This is a genomic window from Fictibacillus halophilus (assembly GCF_016401385.1).
Taxonomy (GTDB): Bacteria; Bacillota; Bacilli; order Bacillales; family Fictibacillaceae; genus Fictibacillus; species Fictibacillus halophilus.
Genome location: NZ_JAEACF010000001.1, coordinates 3,298,481 through 3,312,755, shown reverse-complemented (window position 1 = coordinate 3,312,755; position 14,275 = coordinate 3,298,481). Strand labels below are relative to the sequence as shown.

The window sequence follows — 14,275 nt, the reverse complement described above, 5'->3', positions numbered from 1 at the left end:
CATGTGACACTTTCGTCACATGCCCATCGTTTGATCAAACTCATTTCTTTTTGGGAAAGCGAGCGTAACGGTTGTTCCTTCATTCCGCGTTGACTCTATAGAGAGTTGAATATGTAAGGAGTCTGCCGCTTTTTTGGCTAAATATAACCCCATGCCGGTTGAAGCTTGATCCTGATGTTCCGTCGTTGACGTGAATCCTTTATCAAAGATACGAGGCATATCCTTTGTGTCAATTCCACGACCAAAGTCTTGAATCGTTAAATAGTTTCTGTCATTTGAGTTGTAACTGTTAATGATAATCTCTGAAGAACGACTGTATTTCACGGCATTCGTTAAGATCTGACGAATGATAAAAGCTAACCATTTCGCATCGCTTAATACATGGGAAATTTGAAGATCAAAATCAAACCCAATCCCTTTTTGTATACACCACGATTGCAGCGTTTTTAGTTCGGAAAAAAGCAGCGTCTCAAGCTCCGTTACCTCCATATAAAGATCGTTCTTAATAAAAGGAATCCTTTTTTGATGAAGCTGTTGATCGAGAAGAAGGTGGATACGAAGCCACTCGTGTGTCAGATCTCCTTTTAATGGCGTATCGTCCATCCGCTGAATCATGAGATGCATGGCCGTCAGCGGTGTCTTAACCTCATGAATCCACGCTAGGAGATCGTCCTTTTCCTGTTCGACAAGCATACGATTTTCTGACGCTGTTCGTTTTAAATGCTTCGTTTGTTCGATGATGCTGTTTTCAACAATATGTTCAAAAGGTGAAGAAGGAGATGACAGATTAGAAAGATCAAAATCATTATCCCTCTCTTTAAGCTGGCGGAAGAAGGCTGTTTCCTTCTGATATCGATAAAAAAGAAAGATAACAAAGACGATTAGAGAAATGAAAACAACATAGCCAACAGCAGAAAGGGGAATCGATGGATCGAGATAGGCGATCAAAAGGAAAATGATCTGCTGTAATAAAAACAAAAAAATCCAGCTGCTGCGTTCGATTAGATAGCGCTTGATCATACAGAATCCTCTTCTACGGCCCTATAGCCTTGTCCCACTTTGGTCTCGATGAATTGTCCGAGTTCAATGTCGTCTAGTCTTTTTCTTAAACGATTCACATTCACGGTGAGGGTATTGTCACTTATGAACTTTTTATCGTCCCATAAGCTGTTAATGAGATTATCACGACTTACAATCTTATTCTTTTGCTCGATCAGGAGTTTCAGAATGAACACTTCATTTTTTGTAAGTTCAACCGAACCCTTCTTGTTCGTTACTATATTCTTTTCATAATCGATTTGAGCGCCGCACCACGTTTTGAGACTAACGGTGTCTGTATTGTAATTATAAACACGCCTGAGAATGGCATGAATCTTTGCGATCAATACTTCAAAATGAAACGGTTTTTGAACAAAGTCGTCTGCACCGAGCTGCATGGATAGGACCATGTCGCTCGGATGATCACGCGAAGACAGAAAGATGATCGGCACGTTAGAATGCGATCGAATATTTCGGCACCAATGAAAGCCATCAAACTTCGGCAGCTGTATATCGATGACAACCAGGTCAGGTTTAATATCTGTAAACTCCTGCATCACCCGTCCAAAGTCAGTAATGCCATATACTTCATAGGACCATTGTGATAATCGTTCTTTGATCTCGCTGAATAGCGTGTAATCATCTTCAATGAGCAAAATTTTAAACATCATTTATCACCACATCATTACTTGATATGTTTTTTAGTGTATAGCAAAACTTGGATATTTTCTAGGATGTGCATTTCTTAATTGGTTTTCATATGCTTCGGAGCTCTTGAAAGTGGTTGGTTTCCACTTCAGATCGCTCGCTTTCCGCGGGGTGTGCGTTGAGCCTCCTAGCGCTTTGCGCTGTTAGGAGTCTCAACTGTCCCACTGATCCAGCAGGACAAGAAAGGCTACGGCAGCGACACATCGCACGAAGAAAATTTGAAGTTTAATTTTCGAGGAGTCTCGCATCTTACGCTCCAACCAACTTCACAATGATGAAGGGAAAAGCGATGCAAAGTTACAGCAGAAAAAAGATGCCTTCTGTATATAGGCATCTTTTCTAAAAAACTTATGATGTTACAACCTCACTCATCAAAGCGTGTGTATTTCCTTCTGAATCCTTAAAGAACACCATCCATGTTTCCGTACTCTCCATCTTAGCGACGATATGAGGGGAGTCTAGGAAGGTTATCTCTTTGTTCTTAAGTTCTTTATAAGCTTCTGTTATGTTTCCTACATGAAAGTATATAACGGAGCTCGCTCCTGCAAATTCTTCTTTTTCAGGAAGGGTTAGAAGTATTCTTAGACCGTTACAATCAAAAAAGGCCATATTATCGGTGCTAAAAAGAAGTTGTAAGCCTAATACGTCTTTATAAAAGTGTATCGAGCGTTTAATATCTAGAACGGGCACAGCAACTTGTCCAACTTTTTGAATGACATTAGTTTGAATTGTCATGTTAATCTCTCCCTTATCATTTTTCTTCTTCATCATAAACCAGTAGTGAAACCTATTTCTTATCCGAAATCACCTTTTTACGATATTGAAGAGGAGAGATACCCATATGTTGTTTAAATAATCTGCTGAATGAAACAGGGTTATTCAAGCCGATTTCATAGGCGATGTCAGTCATTGAGGATTCGGAAGTCTTGAGCAATGCTATTGATTTAGCGATCCTTAATTCTGCGATATGCTGAAAGGGTGTTTTTTTATAAATGTTTGAGTAATTTCTTAGCAGATGATTAGGAGATAAGCATGAGATTGCTGCAATCTCATCTAGCGTAAGTCCTGTATCATAAAAGGCTCTTATGTATTCATGTGCTATGCTGACCCGTTTATAAATTTCTTCACGAGTCGATTTACGTACTAAATTTAGACGATCAATTTCTTTATAGGTTTTCATTTGTTCTTTTAATAGCGTGGTCATAATGGAATGAAATTGTTCATCTAATATGCTTGAATCATTTTGGTACTGATTTGTCATGTATTTTAATAGACTCATTTGGTGAGTGAGCATCTGGCTTTGTTCATAGGATCTTTCAAAAAATGAAGCAGATGTATTGTTTATAAAAGGATCATCTAATAATTGGTGGTTGGAATCTGACAGATTGCGAAATACATCGTTTGCAAAATCTTCTTGAAAAAAGACACAGAAAGATTCTACTTCTTTTTGTTCGTCTATGGTTATGGTGTAGGGACCTTGGTTGAGTAGCAGGTAATTTCCTTCGTCAACAGCGAAATATCCTCGATTGGTTTTGTAATAAGCTTTTCCGTTCGAAAAGGTTTTAATAGAGAGAAGTCCAGTGCCATCCCAATGAAATTGTGCGCTCTTTGCATGAAGAATGTAATTTGATTTGCGTACGTTTTTTTCTGCCATATGATGACTCCTAAAAGAGATAGTTATAAGGAAATTATACCTTATCTATCAAAATCTAATAGAAAATATTAATCATTGTTCCACATGAAACAATGAAAAAGAAGGTGATATTTTCACCTTCCAACGTTACTTAACCGATCTTTGCGCCCTCAAATCGAGTGGCGATTGGATTTACTTCTATTTCAATCGTTGCGCCTGATGGGCTTGAAGCGACTACTTGAACCTCATCGCCTCTTCTTAACTCGACGAGTGATGAAGTAGCTACGATTGCATTTGGAGAAGTAATTGTTTCTTGATTACCTGCAACAATTTCACCATTCACTCGAATGCCAACGAATGCAGAATACGGTGTTCCTGTATAAATCGGCAAAAAAATACTAGCTGTGAACGTATAAATGCCGTTGCTCTTTGGAACAAACGTTGATGTGTCTGGATTGTATTCATTATTGCTATCAAAAACTTCTACGGGATAGATCACTTGATTTGGTGTGGAGCCTAAAATAAATTGAAACAGATCTTTAACCGCTTTAAATGCGGAAACTTTTTGGCAAGGCTGAATCTTTCTATGCTTGCACTCACAATCTCGTTTCATATGTGCGTACGGATTTTGATCATAATGGTCGTACATACAAACTTTCCCTCCTATTTTCACTCTAATCTAGAAACTAGATCAGAGAATAATCTAATAGATTATTACTAGTAGATTATGCGGACAAGTTGTAAGTGGTGTATATAAATAGTGTAGGGGAAGGTGTTTTACTAGAAAGAATAAAAGAAAGCGATTAGAGGGTCCTAATCGCTGTTTAAAGGTGGCATTGTTTACTCCTAGCTAATCATATTTCACCACAGGCCATTTTTCTTTTCGAAGGGAATTCATGAGTTCAGGACTAGCGTTCACATTCGTTTGCACGATTTCTTTAGGTGTTAGAGCCATCCATTGGTTTAAGGACACATCTGCAAAACGGTCACTTTTGAACATTTCTAAAAACCATAAACTTTTATTTCCTGTATTCTGCACATAATGACCGAATGCAAACGGAACATATCCCACATCACCAGCTCTTACGTCAAACGTTCGTGCCGTTCCATTTCCAGCGAAAGCGGTCATCCGCCCTTGACCAGCTAAATAATATTGCCACTCATCATTATTCGGATGCCAATGCAACTCTCTCATTCCGCCAGGTTTTATTTCTACTAAAGCAGCAGCGATTCTTTGTGAGATCGGGAAGTTCGTAGAATCTACGATACGAACGGTTCCGCCGGGTGTAACGAGTGGTTTTTGAGCCATTAAGCGGTGCGTGAAGCTTAACGGAACCGTTCCATATGGATCAGCTATAGCTTGTGTTTCAATGGGACCCGGAACGGTAGACTGATAGATATAACGTTGTTCAGTCGGAATGTTCGCAAATGCGCTCTCAGGTATACCGAAGTTTGCTGAAAGAACTTCTTTCGGTGTGTGTGCAAACCAATCTGAAATAGAGAATGTGCTGAGATCAGAGAAATTCCCATCATCGAATACTAGTAAAAACTCACAGCCTTCTTCAAGTCCTTGAATCGAATGAGGAATGCCGGGAGGGAAGTACCAAAGATCGCCTTCACCCACATCGGCGATAAAATTCCGGCCGTTTTGATCAACCGATGTAATCCGAGCACGGCCTAAAATCATATAAGCCCACTCCGCTTCTTGGTGCCAATGAAGCTCCCTTACACCACCTGGGGTCAGACGCATGTTTACACCAGCAAGCGTCTTTGCGACAGGAAGCTCACGAACCGTAATCTCTCTCGACCAGCCTCCAAAGTTTAATTGCATATGTGTATCCGAATAGGAAAATCGTAAGTTCGGTACAGTTCCAGCATCTGTTGCAGGAGAAACTAACATATCCGGATTTTGTATATCACGCATAATGTCACGAGGTCCTAAGTCGGTCGCACCCGCACCATCACTGCGAATTGGTTGCGGAATCTGCATTTGTCTTCGTTGCTGTTGATCTTTATTATTCTTATCCACGTGATGAGCTCCTCTCTATAGAAGGTTCAAACGTCATCACTGTATTCATATGGAGAGGACATCTTAAACATGCAAATTTCTTGAGAAGGATCTTAACAAAGAAAAAAACACCTAAAAAGCTTACCGCCACTTAAAGGTGTTTTGTATGCGTAAAAATATCGTCTTGGTGGCTTTTAATGCGTTTTAATTGTGCCACGATAATGATACTGATGATTACGAGCAGAAACCATGAGCTGATCTTACCAATATGCACGAGAGACCAAGCTGCTTCCTGATTGGGGTACTGCCAGGCTCCGAGAAACGTTGTGATGTTTTCAGCAATCCAGATAAAAAATCCAATCAACAAAAAAGAAAGAAGGATTGGCATTTTATAAACCCGTTCGTTGATCGTATAATGAACAACGGTTTTATAAAAGATAGGAAATAAAAGCAGAATCAAAATCCATCTGGCATCAAACAAGTAGTGATGGGTAAAAAAGTTCGAATAGATCAGTACACAAATCCCGAAAGAAAAGAGGGGATTCGGCCACCCCTTGATCTGAAGGTCTAGCCTCCGCCAGCTTTGGCAAATATAGCTCGCAACACTAGCATACATAAAACCACTGTATAGAGGTACACCGTAAATCTTAGAATAGGCTTCTTCAGGATAGCTCCAAGACCCCATATGAACTTTAAATAGCTCTAGAGCCAGGCCGATCAAGTGAAAGACACAGATGACTTTTAGTTCATCTACCGTTTCAAGTTTCGTTACGATCATGGCAACCTGTGTGACGAGACAAAGAAGAAGTATGAAGTCGTATCGAGGGATGAACGGAATGCTGACGAATTTTGAAAGAGCTAACGCACCAAAGATAATGACTGGAAAGATGCAAGAAAGTGCTTGTAAATAAGTGAATGTAAGAAGCGCCCTCATGAGTAAACCACCTTTTATCAATATGGAAATATATTGTATCCATAATAACCTATGGTGATTTAAATCTCATCATACAAAAAAATGTTGAGTTTAACATGAATCTGTCAGTTGACTTCTATTACTTAAGCGCTGCATCTGCTAACGAATAAACAATCGCATCATCTGTTGGTGGATTATGAAGACCGGCTCTTACATCGCGAAAGTGCCGCTGAAGCGGATTTTGTACAGAAAGACTTCGAGCACCAACGATTCTCATTGCGAGGTCAACGACTCTGTTCGCACTGTTTGTTACAGAATGCTTAACGGCAGCGAGTTCGGTTCCTAGATTCTGCCGTTCTTCAGGGTGGTTTACCCATTTTTCAGCAACGGCATGCAGAATCGTTCTTGCTTGGAATAGCTCAAGTTCTATCTTGCCAATCTTTCTTCTCACTTCTGGCACGTCTGAGATCGGTCCAGATAAAGTGTTAGGACTATATTCAGATGCAAATTGAATCGCATAATTTCGCGCGGCTCTTGCAATTCCAAGGTATACAGCTGGCACTTGCAAATACCAGCCTTTAGGAACGATGTTCTTCCCATCTTCAACAACGAGAAGGTTCTCCTGGGGTACATAAACGTCTTTCAAAAGGAGGTCATCGCTTTTTGTCCCTCTCATCGAGATGCTATCCCAAGTCTCTTTTACAGAAACTCCTTTTTCCCGATGATTCACTAAGAAAAATCCTTTATGGTTGGTTTCTGAGAGGGTAGCTGTAACGATTGAGTAATCAAGGGCTTCTGCCATAGAAGTAAAAGCTTTGCTTCCGTTGATCAACCATCCGTCTGCTTTCTTGACTGCAATTGTAGTAGGAATACCGCCCCGAGAAGGACTTCCCGTCGCACGCTCTGTTTGTGCCAGGTTAATGAGTGCTTTTTGTTCAACAATTTTCCGGGTAAGATCAGCGAACGAGTTACCATTCCAATGCCGGTTTTCTGCCGCCTCTAAAAGAGTACCCAAATGCCACCCAAGAGAAAGAGCAGTAGGAGCATCCCCTTCAGCTAAATGCTCTTGAATCGTTAAGAACTCAACCAGATTTAACCCTTTACCACCATATTCTTTTGGAATGGTAAGAGAAAGAAAGCCTGCATCCTTCAAATCTTGAAAGTTCTCATAAGGAAAAACGCCTTCTTGATCTACAACACCTGCCCGATTCTTAAAAATTTCTTTCAGTGCTAAAGCGGTATTTATCGCTTCTTCAAAATGATTGATCTCAGTGGTTTTTCTCAAAGGTAAGCTCATGGTTCCCTCCTGATTTTTTTATCATGTAGTGATTTTTGTTTACATAGTTTTTATACTACAGTGACTTGTTGGTTGGAGTGTAAGGTGCGAGACTCCTGCGGGACAGGTGGGCAGGTGAGACACTTAAGAGTGAAACGAACGAATGTGGCTCACCGCCTGCCCCGCGGAAAGCGAGCACCTGAAACGGAAATCAACAGCTTTCAAGTACTTACTTTTAATAACAACAAACACAAAAAAGCCCTCTTTCAAAGACGAAAGAGGACGCAGATTCCATATGCTTACACGCTCTCTCATCTATCAGACATTCTAAAAACATCTGCTGGAATTAGCACCTTTCTTTTAACAAAGCGGTTGCTGCAGGATCGTAGGACCAGTTCCTCCCCTGACTCTTGATAAGATTTATTATTTAATTATTAGTCACCACTATAGAGGATAAAGCAAACCGCTGTCAACTAAAAACTGATTGTTAAGAAAATTATTTTATTTCTCTAAATTCCATTGACAGGCTATTTTTATTCCTGTATATTTCGTTACTAAATTGAATATTTTCGATTCCTTATCGAGAGAGGTGGAGGGACTGGCCCTTTGAAGCCTCGGCAACAACTATTTTTAGGACTGTGCCAATTCCAGCAGGCGAAAGCTTGAAAGATAAGAGGAGATCTATATACGTATGTTTATTTCACGTATTTTCAAACCTCTTCTCATTGCCGAAGAGGTTTTTTATTTTCTCTTGGAGCGGGTACAAAAAATTGGATATGGAGGAATGTATGTTGAGTAAAGAAATTTTGTTAAATGCGTTCGAGATGACAAGTGCCATGCACAATTCTCATGGCCTTTGGAAGCACCCGGAGAACAAGAGACATAGAAGTTATAAGGATCTGAACTATTGGATCGAGTATGCGAAGCTTTTAGAAAGAGGCAAGTTTGATGCTGTATTCTTTGCAGATGTGTTAGGGGTTTACGACGTTTATAAACAAAGCAAAGCTCCATCTATTCGTGACGGACTTCAAGTGCCTTTAAACGATCCGGCACTTCTCGTGTCGGCTATGGCTAGCGTAACAGAGAATCTGTCTTTTGCTGTGACGGTGAGCACAACGTATGAACAGCCGTTTGGCAACGCACGTCGTTTTTCTACGCTAGATCACCTAACAAATGGACGAATCGCATGGAATGTAGTCACTTCTTATCTGCCAAACGCGGCGAGAAATTTTGGACTGCAGAATATGATCAAGCACGATGAACGGTACAACATCGCGGATGAATACCTAGATGTTTCGTATAAGCTTTGGGAGAGCAGCTGGGAAGATGAGGCAGTTGTAGAAGATGTTGAAAACAATAAACTGGTGGATCCTGAAAAAGTCCATGAGATCAATCATGAAGGGCAATACTTCAGCGTTGAAGGACCTCACTTAAGCGAGCCTTCTCTGCAGCGGACACCTGTGATTTACCAAGCGGGAACGTCTGAGCGTGGTCGAGACTTTGCAGCAAAGCATGCTGAATGTATTTTTGTAGGTGGCCCGACGCCTGAGAGAATTCGCTTTTATGCGGATGATATTCGTAAACGCGCTATCAAACACGGTCGAAATCCAGAAAACATAAAGATCTTTTCTTTCTTAAACGTGGTGGTAGGAAGAACGACACAAGAAGCGGAGGAAAAGTTTAAAGCGTATGCAAGTGTTTGGAGTGCAGATGCAGCGAAAGCTCAATATGGAGCAAGTGGTTATGATATTGCTGAGTATGAAGAGTTAGATCCGGACCTTCCATTCTCGTACAATAAATCAACAGAAGGCGGACATTATAAAGCCGCTACGCTCACTACGGATGCTCCTAAACCGTTAACAGTGGGAGAGGTTTTAAATCGCTTCGAATCACCGGACAAAAGCTTTATAGTCGGCAATCCAGAAGAGGTAGCGGATGGCATTCAAAAGCAGTTTGAAGAGTCTGGCGTGGACGGCTTCAACCTAAATCACCTAGTAACACCAGGAGATTTAGAAGCTTTTGTAGAGCTTGTTGTACCCGTTCTTCAAGAAAGAGGATTATACAAAAAAGAGTACAACAGGGGCACCCTGCGTGAAAAATTATTCACACCCGGACAACCTTTGCTGCCTAGCGATCATCCGGCAGCTAGATTCAGACCGGTGTTAACAGAAAGTAAATAAAGAGTGAGTGAGGAGAGAAAACATATGAAACGATTGAATATATTCATCACAGCAGCTTTATTGATAGGTTTACTAGCAGGGTGTGGCGCATCGGGTGAAACAGAAAGTAAGAAGATCACGCTCGGCGCAACTGTGCCTTACAGCGACATGCTTGAAAAAGGCGTGAAGCCATACCTAGAGAAAAAAGGATACAGCGTTGAAGTGAAAGAGTTCAATGATTATGTACAACCAAACATCTCTTTAAAGAGCGGTTCATTAGATGCGAATTTGTTTCAGCATAAAGTGTACATGGACGCATTTTCAGAAGAGAATGATATGAAACTAGCATCAGTGATTACGGTACCTACTGCACCAATAGGTATCTATTCTAAAAAGTTCAAGTCTATAGACGAAATTAAGCCTGGAAGCACGGTTTCACTAGCCAATGATCCTACGAATTTAGCAAGAGGACTTACTGTTTTAAGAGACAATGGACTAATTGAGATCGATTCTTCAGCAAATCCGTTAAGAGTCTCAGAAAAAGATGTGACGAAAAATCCAAAGAACTTGAAGTTCCAGCCTGTTGAAGCCGCTCAAACACCAAGAACGCTAGACTCCGTAGATCTTGCGGCGGTTAACGGAAACTTTGCTCTATCATCTGGTCTAGATTTAAAAGATGCGCTTGTAAAAGATAAACTTCCAGAGGAGATCATCAATCGAATCGTGGTGCTAGAGAAAGATAAGAATTCACAGCTGGCAAAAGATCTTAAAGCCGCAGTAGAGTCAGATGCGTTCAAAAAAGTCATACAAAGTGATTTTGAAGAGTTTCATAAGCCAGATTGGATGAACAAATAACTTTTAAAAATTCGGCATCTTATTTCATGGAAAGTTGTACGAAAGCCGTTACCAACTCTCTTAAATGCACATAGAATACGTTATGTTGACTCAAGGGGGGATTAATATGAGTAACTGCCCGCACTGTGGCCTTTTCCGATATGATTTAAGTGGCTGTATCTGCTCTGATAAAGATTTTACTAGTGATTGGCATCAAAGATACATTGAAGAAATCTTCAATCCAAACAACAATCAGGTGAACGGATCTAAAAAGACGAGACGCCAGCAAAATCTCTTAGATCTGTAAGAACAATAAGACTTATTCATTCTTACTATAAACGTTAAAAAGCCGACTTAATGATTTGTTTTCTGCAAATCTTGAGTTGGCTTTATTATTTTTATTAGGTAAAAAAACGTAAACATACTCAATTTTTTTACAATTAAAATTACAAATTATGTTAAAATCCAAAGGGGAATTAGACAGAACATATTTTAATCTTTAAAGGGAGGGTTATAATTGAATACATTAGAGTATCGATTAGAAGATAAACAAACAATAAAAACATTTGAAGCAATATCTAGTTTAGAAACCAGTGTAAGATTCTTTGTTAACTATTGGGTAAACGAAGGAAAGGTTTACGAAAATAGGGGTAACTATTTTACAAATGGTAAATATTTTATTGATTTGTATGAATGCAAGGGTGAACAACCATATGCTGACACTATTGAAAAAGTACCGAACACAATTGAATATCGTTTGTTTCATTCAGATAGAAAGATAATTAAAGAATCTACCGAAACAAGCCTAGAGGGAATCATGCTAGCTTTATCATTAGACAGCGTTACAATTGATAACAATACATACAAGCGTTTATCTCTCGAATTTGATGAGGATAGAGAAGTGTATGTATACTATCTAAACGGGTAAATTAGACTGTTATTATGTGCATTGCCATTAAATGGCGATGCTTTTTTTGGTATTGGAAAAGTAATAATCTATACATGATCTTATTATTAAGGATTTCTTACTCCTTTCATGCAAGTTGATTGGAGCGGAAGGTTGCTGACTCCTAATGGCACGTAGTGGCAGGAGGCTCACCGTTCGCCCCATGGAAAGCGAGCAACCTGGAGCGGAAATCAACTACTTTCAAAGAGCATCAATGAAATAAATTAGCCTTTGAAATTTAATAAGCAGACCTTACATAGAAGATCTGCTTAAATATTATCCATTACTTAGCGAAGCGATGGAGGAGTTGCGAGCTTTCTTACGCTTGAATTCGTACGAACACCAGTCGGAGCTGATAAAGAGTTAGACGATGTAAGTTCTTTTTGGATAACAATGCTAGAACCTAGCTGGCCGTGAACTTTAAAGCCCCAATGTTGAAAAGTCTTTAGAGCATCAGTGTTCTCTTCATCAACCGTACCAAATACATTGCGAATACCTTGTTTCATAAGGTGACTCTCGAATACGGGCAGAAATGAAGTTGCGATCCCTTTTCCTTGATGCTTCGTATCTAACACTACATAATCCACAAAAATCGTCGGACCGATTCTGAATCGATAACATACAAAACCGATAATTGTGTCATTGCTATCACAGACAATCATGACCTCGTTGGCCATGTTTATAATCATTTCAATCACGTTTTTACGGACTTGAAAGTTACTTACTACCATATCTACTAAAAAAGGATCGTCCTTACCAGGTACCCGTTTGCGAATATACAATGATATTCCCCCTTATATTACTTTACGAAGGGAAGATATAAAGAAATAAATAGAAGATGATTCGCTTGCGAAAACCATAGGTTACATCAAAACATACCTATAAATTTTTTAAAAATCCCCCTTGCTTGTACTATATGTGCTTGTCCTTGAAAGGGTCTGGATACCGTCCTAATTCTTATGAAAAAGGCGCTATGTAAAAGAATGTTCTAAAAACATATAAAAGCCGAGGAAGATCCCCGGCTTTCAACCTGCTTATGCTACTTCAGGTCTTTTTTTACCTTTTTTTCTTTTCTTAAATCCTAATAGGCTACCGATTAAGCTCACTATAGACCCCCCCTTCTATAAGCGAACTGCTGAGAAAAGAACAATGATTCTTGTTTTCTTCTCTACTCTATCTTACGCAAGCTTGTCTTAATGGTTTGGACAATTCTTAAAAATGGATGCTAAAAAAATACATTTACAAATACATACAGAAATTCGTTTATAATTTAAGAACTAGCATGAAAAAGGAGTACAATTTATGTATGTTGAGCGCGAGCAACGAAAACAGATCTTCAGAGTTTTGGAGTATATTGAAGAGCATGTAGAGGATTCTCTGCCACTAGAGAAACTGGCTGGCATCTCTACTTATTCTCCTTTTCACTTTCAGCGGATTTTTAAAAATATCGTTGGGGAAACTCCAGCTGCCTATGTGAAAAGATACCGGTTGGAGAACGCTGCACATCGGTTAATCTATGAATCCTATATCCCTATCACTCAGATTGCGATGTTGTGTGGTTTTTCTTCTTTATCGTATTTCACGTATTCTTTCCAATCTTATTTTAAAACGAGCCCGAAAAATTGGAGAGAAGGAGCTTATCTAAAGCAATTTCCTCGGGAATATGAAGATAGCAAGAAATCTAAACAAGTTCGCAACCCATCGAAAGAAAAGGAGGACAATGCTCCTTATAATGAGTTTAAATGGCTAGATTTATCTAATATAAGAATCGAAACTTTTCCAAGCAGCACTACGATTAAAGGTCATCATTTTGGGATGTATACGAGCGGTGTTCCTGAAGCTTGGGAAGAAGTTCATAAATGGTGTGAATCAAGAAATCTGATTGATTCATATACGTTGTTTCTAGGAATACCACGAAACAATCCATACATAACTCCTCCTGACAAATGCCGATATGATTGTCATATTACAATCAATGATTCGATCGCTGAGTCAATCTCGGCTGATGATACCTCTAAGTTTGTTGGTGGAAAGCATGTAGTATATGAATTTGATGAGCCTGTCGATTATTCAGACCGCAATCTGATAATCGACTGTTACTCCGAACTGTACAGCTATGGGCTGCCAAGAAGTGGATTTAAATATTTAAGTAATCCAGTAGAAGTCATACAGATTCAACAGAACAGAGATACGTTAAAACGGGAAAGCAAGATTAAAGCAATTGCCCTAGCCATTGAACCAAAATAACGAGGGGGCCATTATGGAAGTAAACGGAGTGCTTTTAAACTTATCAGCGATTATCGCTGGGGGGCTTTTATATATGATCTACGGAGGCATTTACTATTCAACGATACTCGGTAAGAAAAAGGATAATGGTGAGACAGGACCTTTTAAATACATTTTTTCTGTAATCGTTGCCTTTGTCAGCTCATTTCTAATGTCTTATCTTATCGGATTAATTGGAGCTGAAAGTGCGGGAGAAGGACTCGTGGTTGGGTTTATCATAGGAATCTTGATCACGATGGTCTATTATAAAAACACCCTTTTCGGTCTAATGACAAGGAAGTCTTTTATCATTGCAATCGGAGATCATCTAGTGATTTTCACACTGCTTGGATTGTTGCATGGATGGATGAATTAAGGTTGAAGGAGCTTAGTATATAAGCTTCTTTTTTATGTTAAAGCTTAAATCATAAAGCATGTCGTTCATGTTTACTAAGGCACCATTGACAAGTTGATTGTAGTGTAGGGTGCGAGACT

Annotated in this window: 15 protein-coding genes and 2 riboswitches; of the genes, 6 read left to right on the top strand and 9 right to left on the bottom strand. The window is 39.5% G+C overall.

Annotated features, from left to right (window positions below):
- Nucleotides 1–15 precede the first annotated feature (15 nt).
- The 8 genes from I5J82_RS16885 to I5J82_RS16850 form a co-directional block, all read right to left on the bottom strand.
- Nucleotides 16–1,020 carry a sensor histidine kinase gene (locus tag I5J82_RS16885; protein ID WP_198768812.1) on the bottom strand — a complete coding sequence of 335 codons (1,005 nt, stop codon included), beginning with the start codon at nt 1,018–1,020 and terminating at the stop codon, nt 16–18.
- Nucleotides 1,017–1,706 carry a response regulator transcription factor gene (locus I5J82_RS16880; RefSeq protein WP_198769058.1) on the bottom strand — a complete coding sequence of 230 codons (690 nt, stop codon included), beginning with the start codon at nt 1,704–1,706 and terminating at the stop codon, nt 1,017–1,019. Before I5J82_RS16880 ends, I5J82_RS16885 begins: the two co-directional genes overlap by 4 nt.
- A 388-nt stretch (nt 1,707–2,094) precedes the next feature.
- On the bottom strand, nt 2,095–2,475 hold the full coding sequence (locus I5J82_RS16875; RefSeq protein WP_198769057.1) for a VOC family protein: 381 nt from the start codon (nt 2,473–2,475) through the stop codon (nt 2,095–2,097).
- A gap of 58 nt (nt 2,476–2,533) precedes the next feature.
- Nucleotides 2,534–3,400, bottom strand: coding sequence for a helix-turn-helix domain-containing protein (locus I5J82_RS16870; RefSeq protein WP_198768811.1), 867 nt, complete (start codon nt 3,398–3,400; stop codon nt 2,534–2,536).
- A 130-nt stretch (nt 3,401–3,530) separates the two neighbouring features.
- On the bottom strand, nt 3,531–4,028 hold the full coding sequence (locus tag I5J82_RS16865; RefSeq protein WP_198768810.1) for a C1q-like domain-containing protein: 498 nt from the start codon (nt 4,026–4,028) through the stop codon (nt 3,531–3,533).
- A gap of 201 nt (nt 4,029–4,229) precedes the next feature.
- Nucleotides 4,230–5,369, bottom strand: a complete 1,140-nt coding sequence (locus I5J82_RS16860) for an oxalate decarboxylase family bicupin (RefSeq protein ID WP_198769056.1) — start codon at nt 5,367–5,369, stop codon at nt 4,230–4,232.
- Nucleotides 5,370–5,538: 169 nt separating this feature from the next.
- A complete protein-coding gene (locus tag I5J82_RS16855; RefSeq protein ID WP_198768809.1) occupies nt 5,539–6,321 on the bottom strand; it encodes a DUF817 domain-containing protein in 783 nt (260 codons plus the stop codon).
- Between the two features lie 118 nt (nt 6,322–6,439).
- Nucleotides 6,440–7,597 carry an acyl-CoA dehydrogenase family protein gene (locus I5J82_RS16850; RefSeq protein ID WP_198768808.1) on the bottom strand — a complete coding sequence of 386 codons (1,158 nt, stop codon included), beginning with the start codon at nt 7,595–7,597 and terminating at the stop codon, nt 6,440–6,442.
- A gap of 287 nt (nt 7,598–7,884) precedes the next feature.
- A riboswitch (SAM riboswitch) is annotated at nt 7,885–7,996 on the bottom strand.
- A gap of 154 nt (nt 7,997–8,150) precedes the next feature.
- A riboswitch (SAM riboswitch) is annotated at nt 8,151–8,252 on the top strand.
- Nucleotides 8,253–8,367: 115 nt separating this feature from the next.
- On the opposite strand from I5J82_RS16850, the gene I5J82_RS16845 reads away from it, so the two are divergent.
- The 4 genes from I5J82_RS16845 to I5J82_RS16830 all read left to right on the top strand — a co-directional run bounded on the left by I5J82_RS16845 (nt 8,368) and on the right by I5J82_RS16830 (nt 11,497).
- Nucleotides 8,368–9,756, top strand: a complete 1,389-nt coding sequence (locus I5J82_RS16845; protein ID WP_198768807.1) for an LLM class flavin-dependent oxidoreductase — start codon at nt 8,368–8,370, stop codon at nt 9,754–9,756.
- 24 nt (nt 9,757–9,780) lie between these two features.
- Nucleotides 9,781–10,590 carry a MetQ/NlpA family ABC transporter substrate-binding protein gene (locus tag I5J82_RS16840; RefSeq protein WP_198768806.1) on the top strand — a complete coding sequence of 270 codons (810 nt, stop codon included), beginning with the start codon at nt 9,781–9,783 and terminating at the stop codon, nt 10,588–10,590.
- A gap of 106 nt (nt 10,591–10,696) precedes the next feature.
- On the top strand, nt 10,697–10,876 hold the full coding sequence (locus tag I5J82_RS16835; RefSeq protein ID WP_198768805.1) for a hypothetical protein: 180 nt from the start codon (nt 10,697–10,699) through the stop codon (nt 10,874–10,876).
- Nucleotides 10,877–11,086: 210 nt separating this feature from the next.
- Nucleotides 11,087–11,497: a hypothetical protein gene (locus I5J82_RS16830; protein ID WP_198768804.1), complete on the top strand. Its 411-nt coding sequence runs from the start codon at nt 11,087–11,089 to the stop codon at nt 11,495–11,497.
- A 305-nt stretch (nt 11,498–11,802) separates the two neighbouring features.
- On the opposite strand, the gene I5J82_RS16825 is transcribed toward I5J82_RS16830, so the two are convergent.
- Nucleotides 11,803–12,297, bottom strand: a complete 495-nt coding sequence (locus I5J82_RS16825; protein ID WP_198768803.1) for a GNAT family N-acetyltransferase — start codon at nt 12,295–12,297, stop codon at nt 11,803–11,805.
- 520 nt (nt 12,298–12,817) lie between these two features.
- On the opposite strand from I5J82_RS16825, the gene I5J82_RS16820 reads away from it, so the two are divergent.
- Both I5J82_RS16820 and I5J82_RS16815 read left to right on the top strand, forming a co-directional pair.
- On the top strand, nt 12,818–13,762 hold the full coding sequence (locus I5J82_RS16820) for an AraC family transcriptional regulator (RefSeq protein ID WP_198768802.1): 945 nt from the start codon (nt 12,818–12,820) through the stop codon (nt 13,760–13,762).
- 13 nt (nt 13,763–13,775) lie between these two features.
- A complete protein-coding gene (locus tag I5J82_RS16815; protein ID WP_198768801.1) occupies nt 13,776–14,156 on the top strand; it encodes a DUF1761 domain-containing protein in 381 nt (126 codons plus the stop codon).
- Nucleotides 14,157–14,275 lie beyond the last annotated feature (119 nt).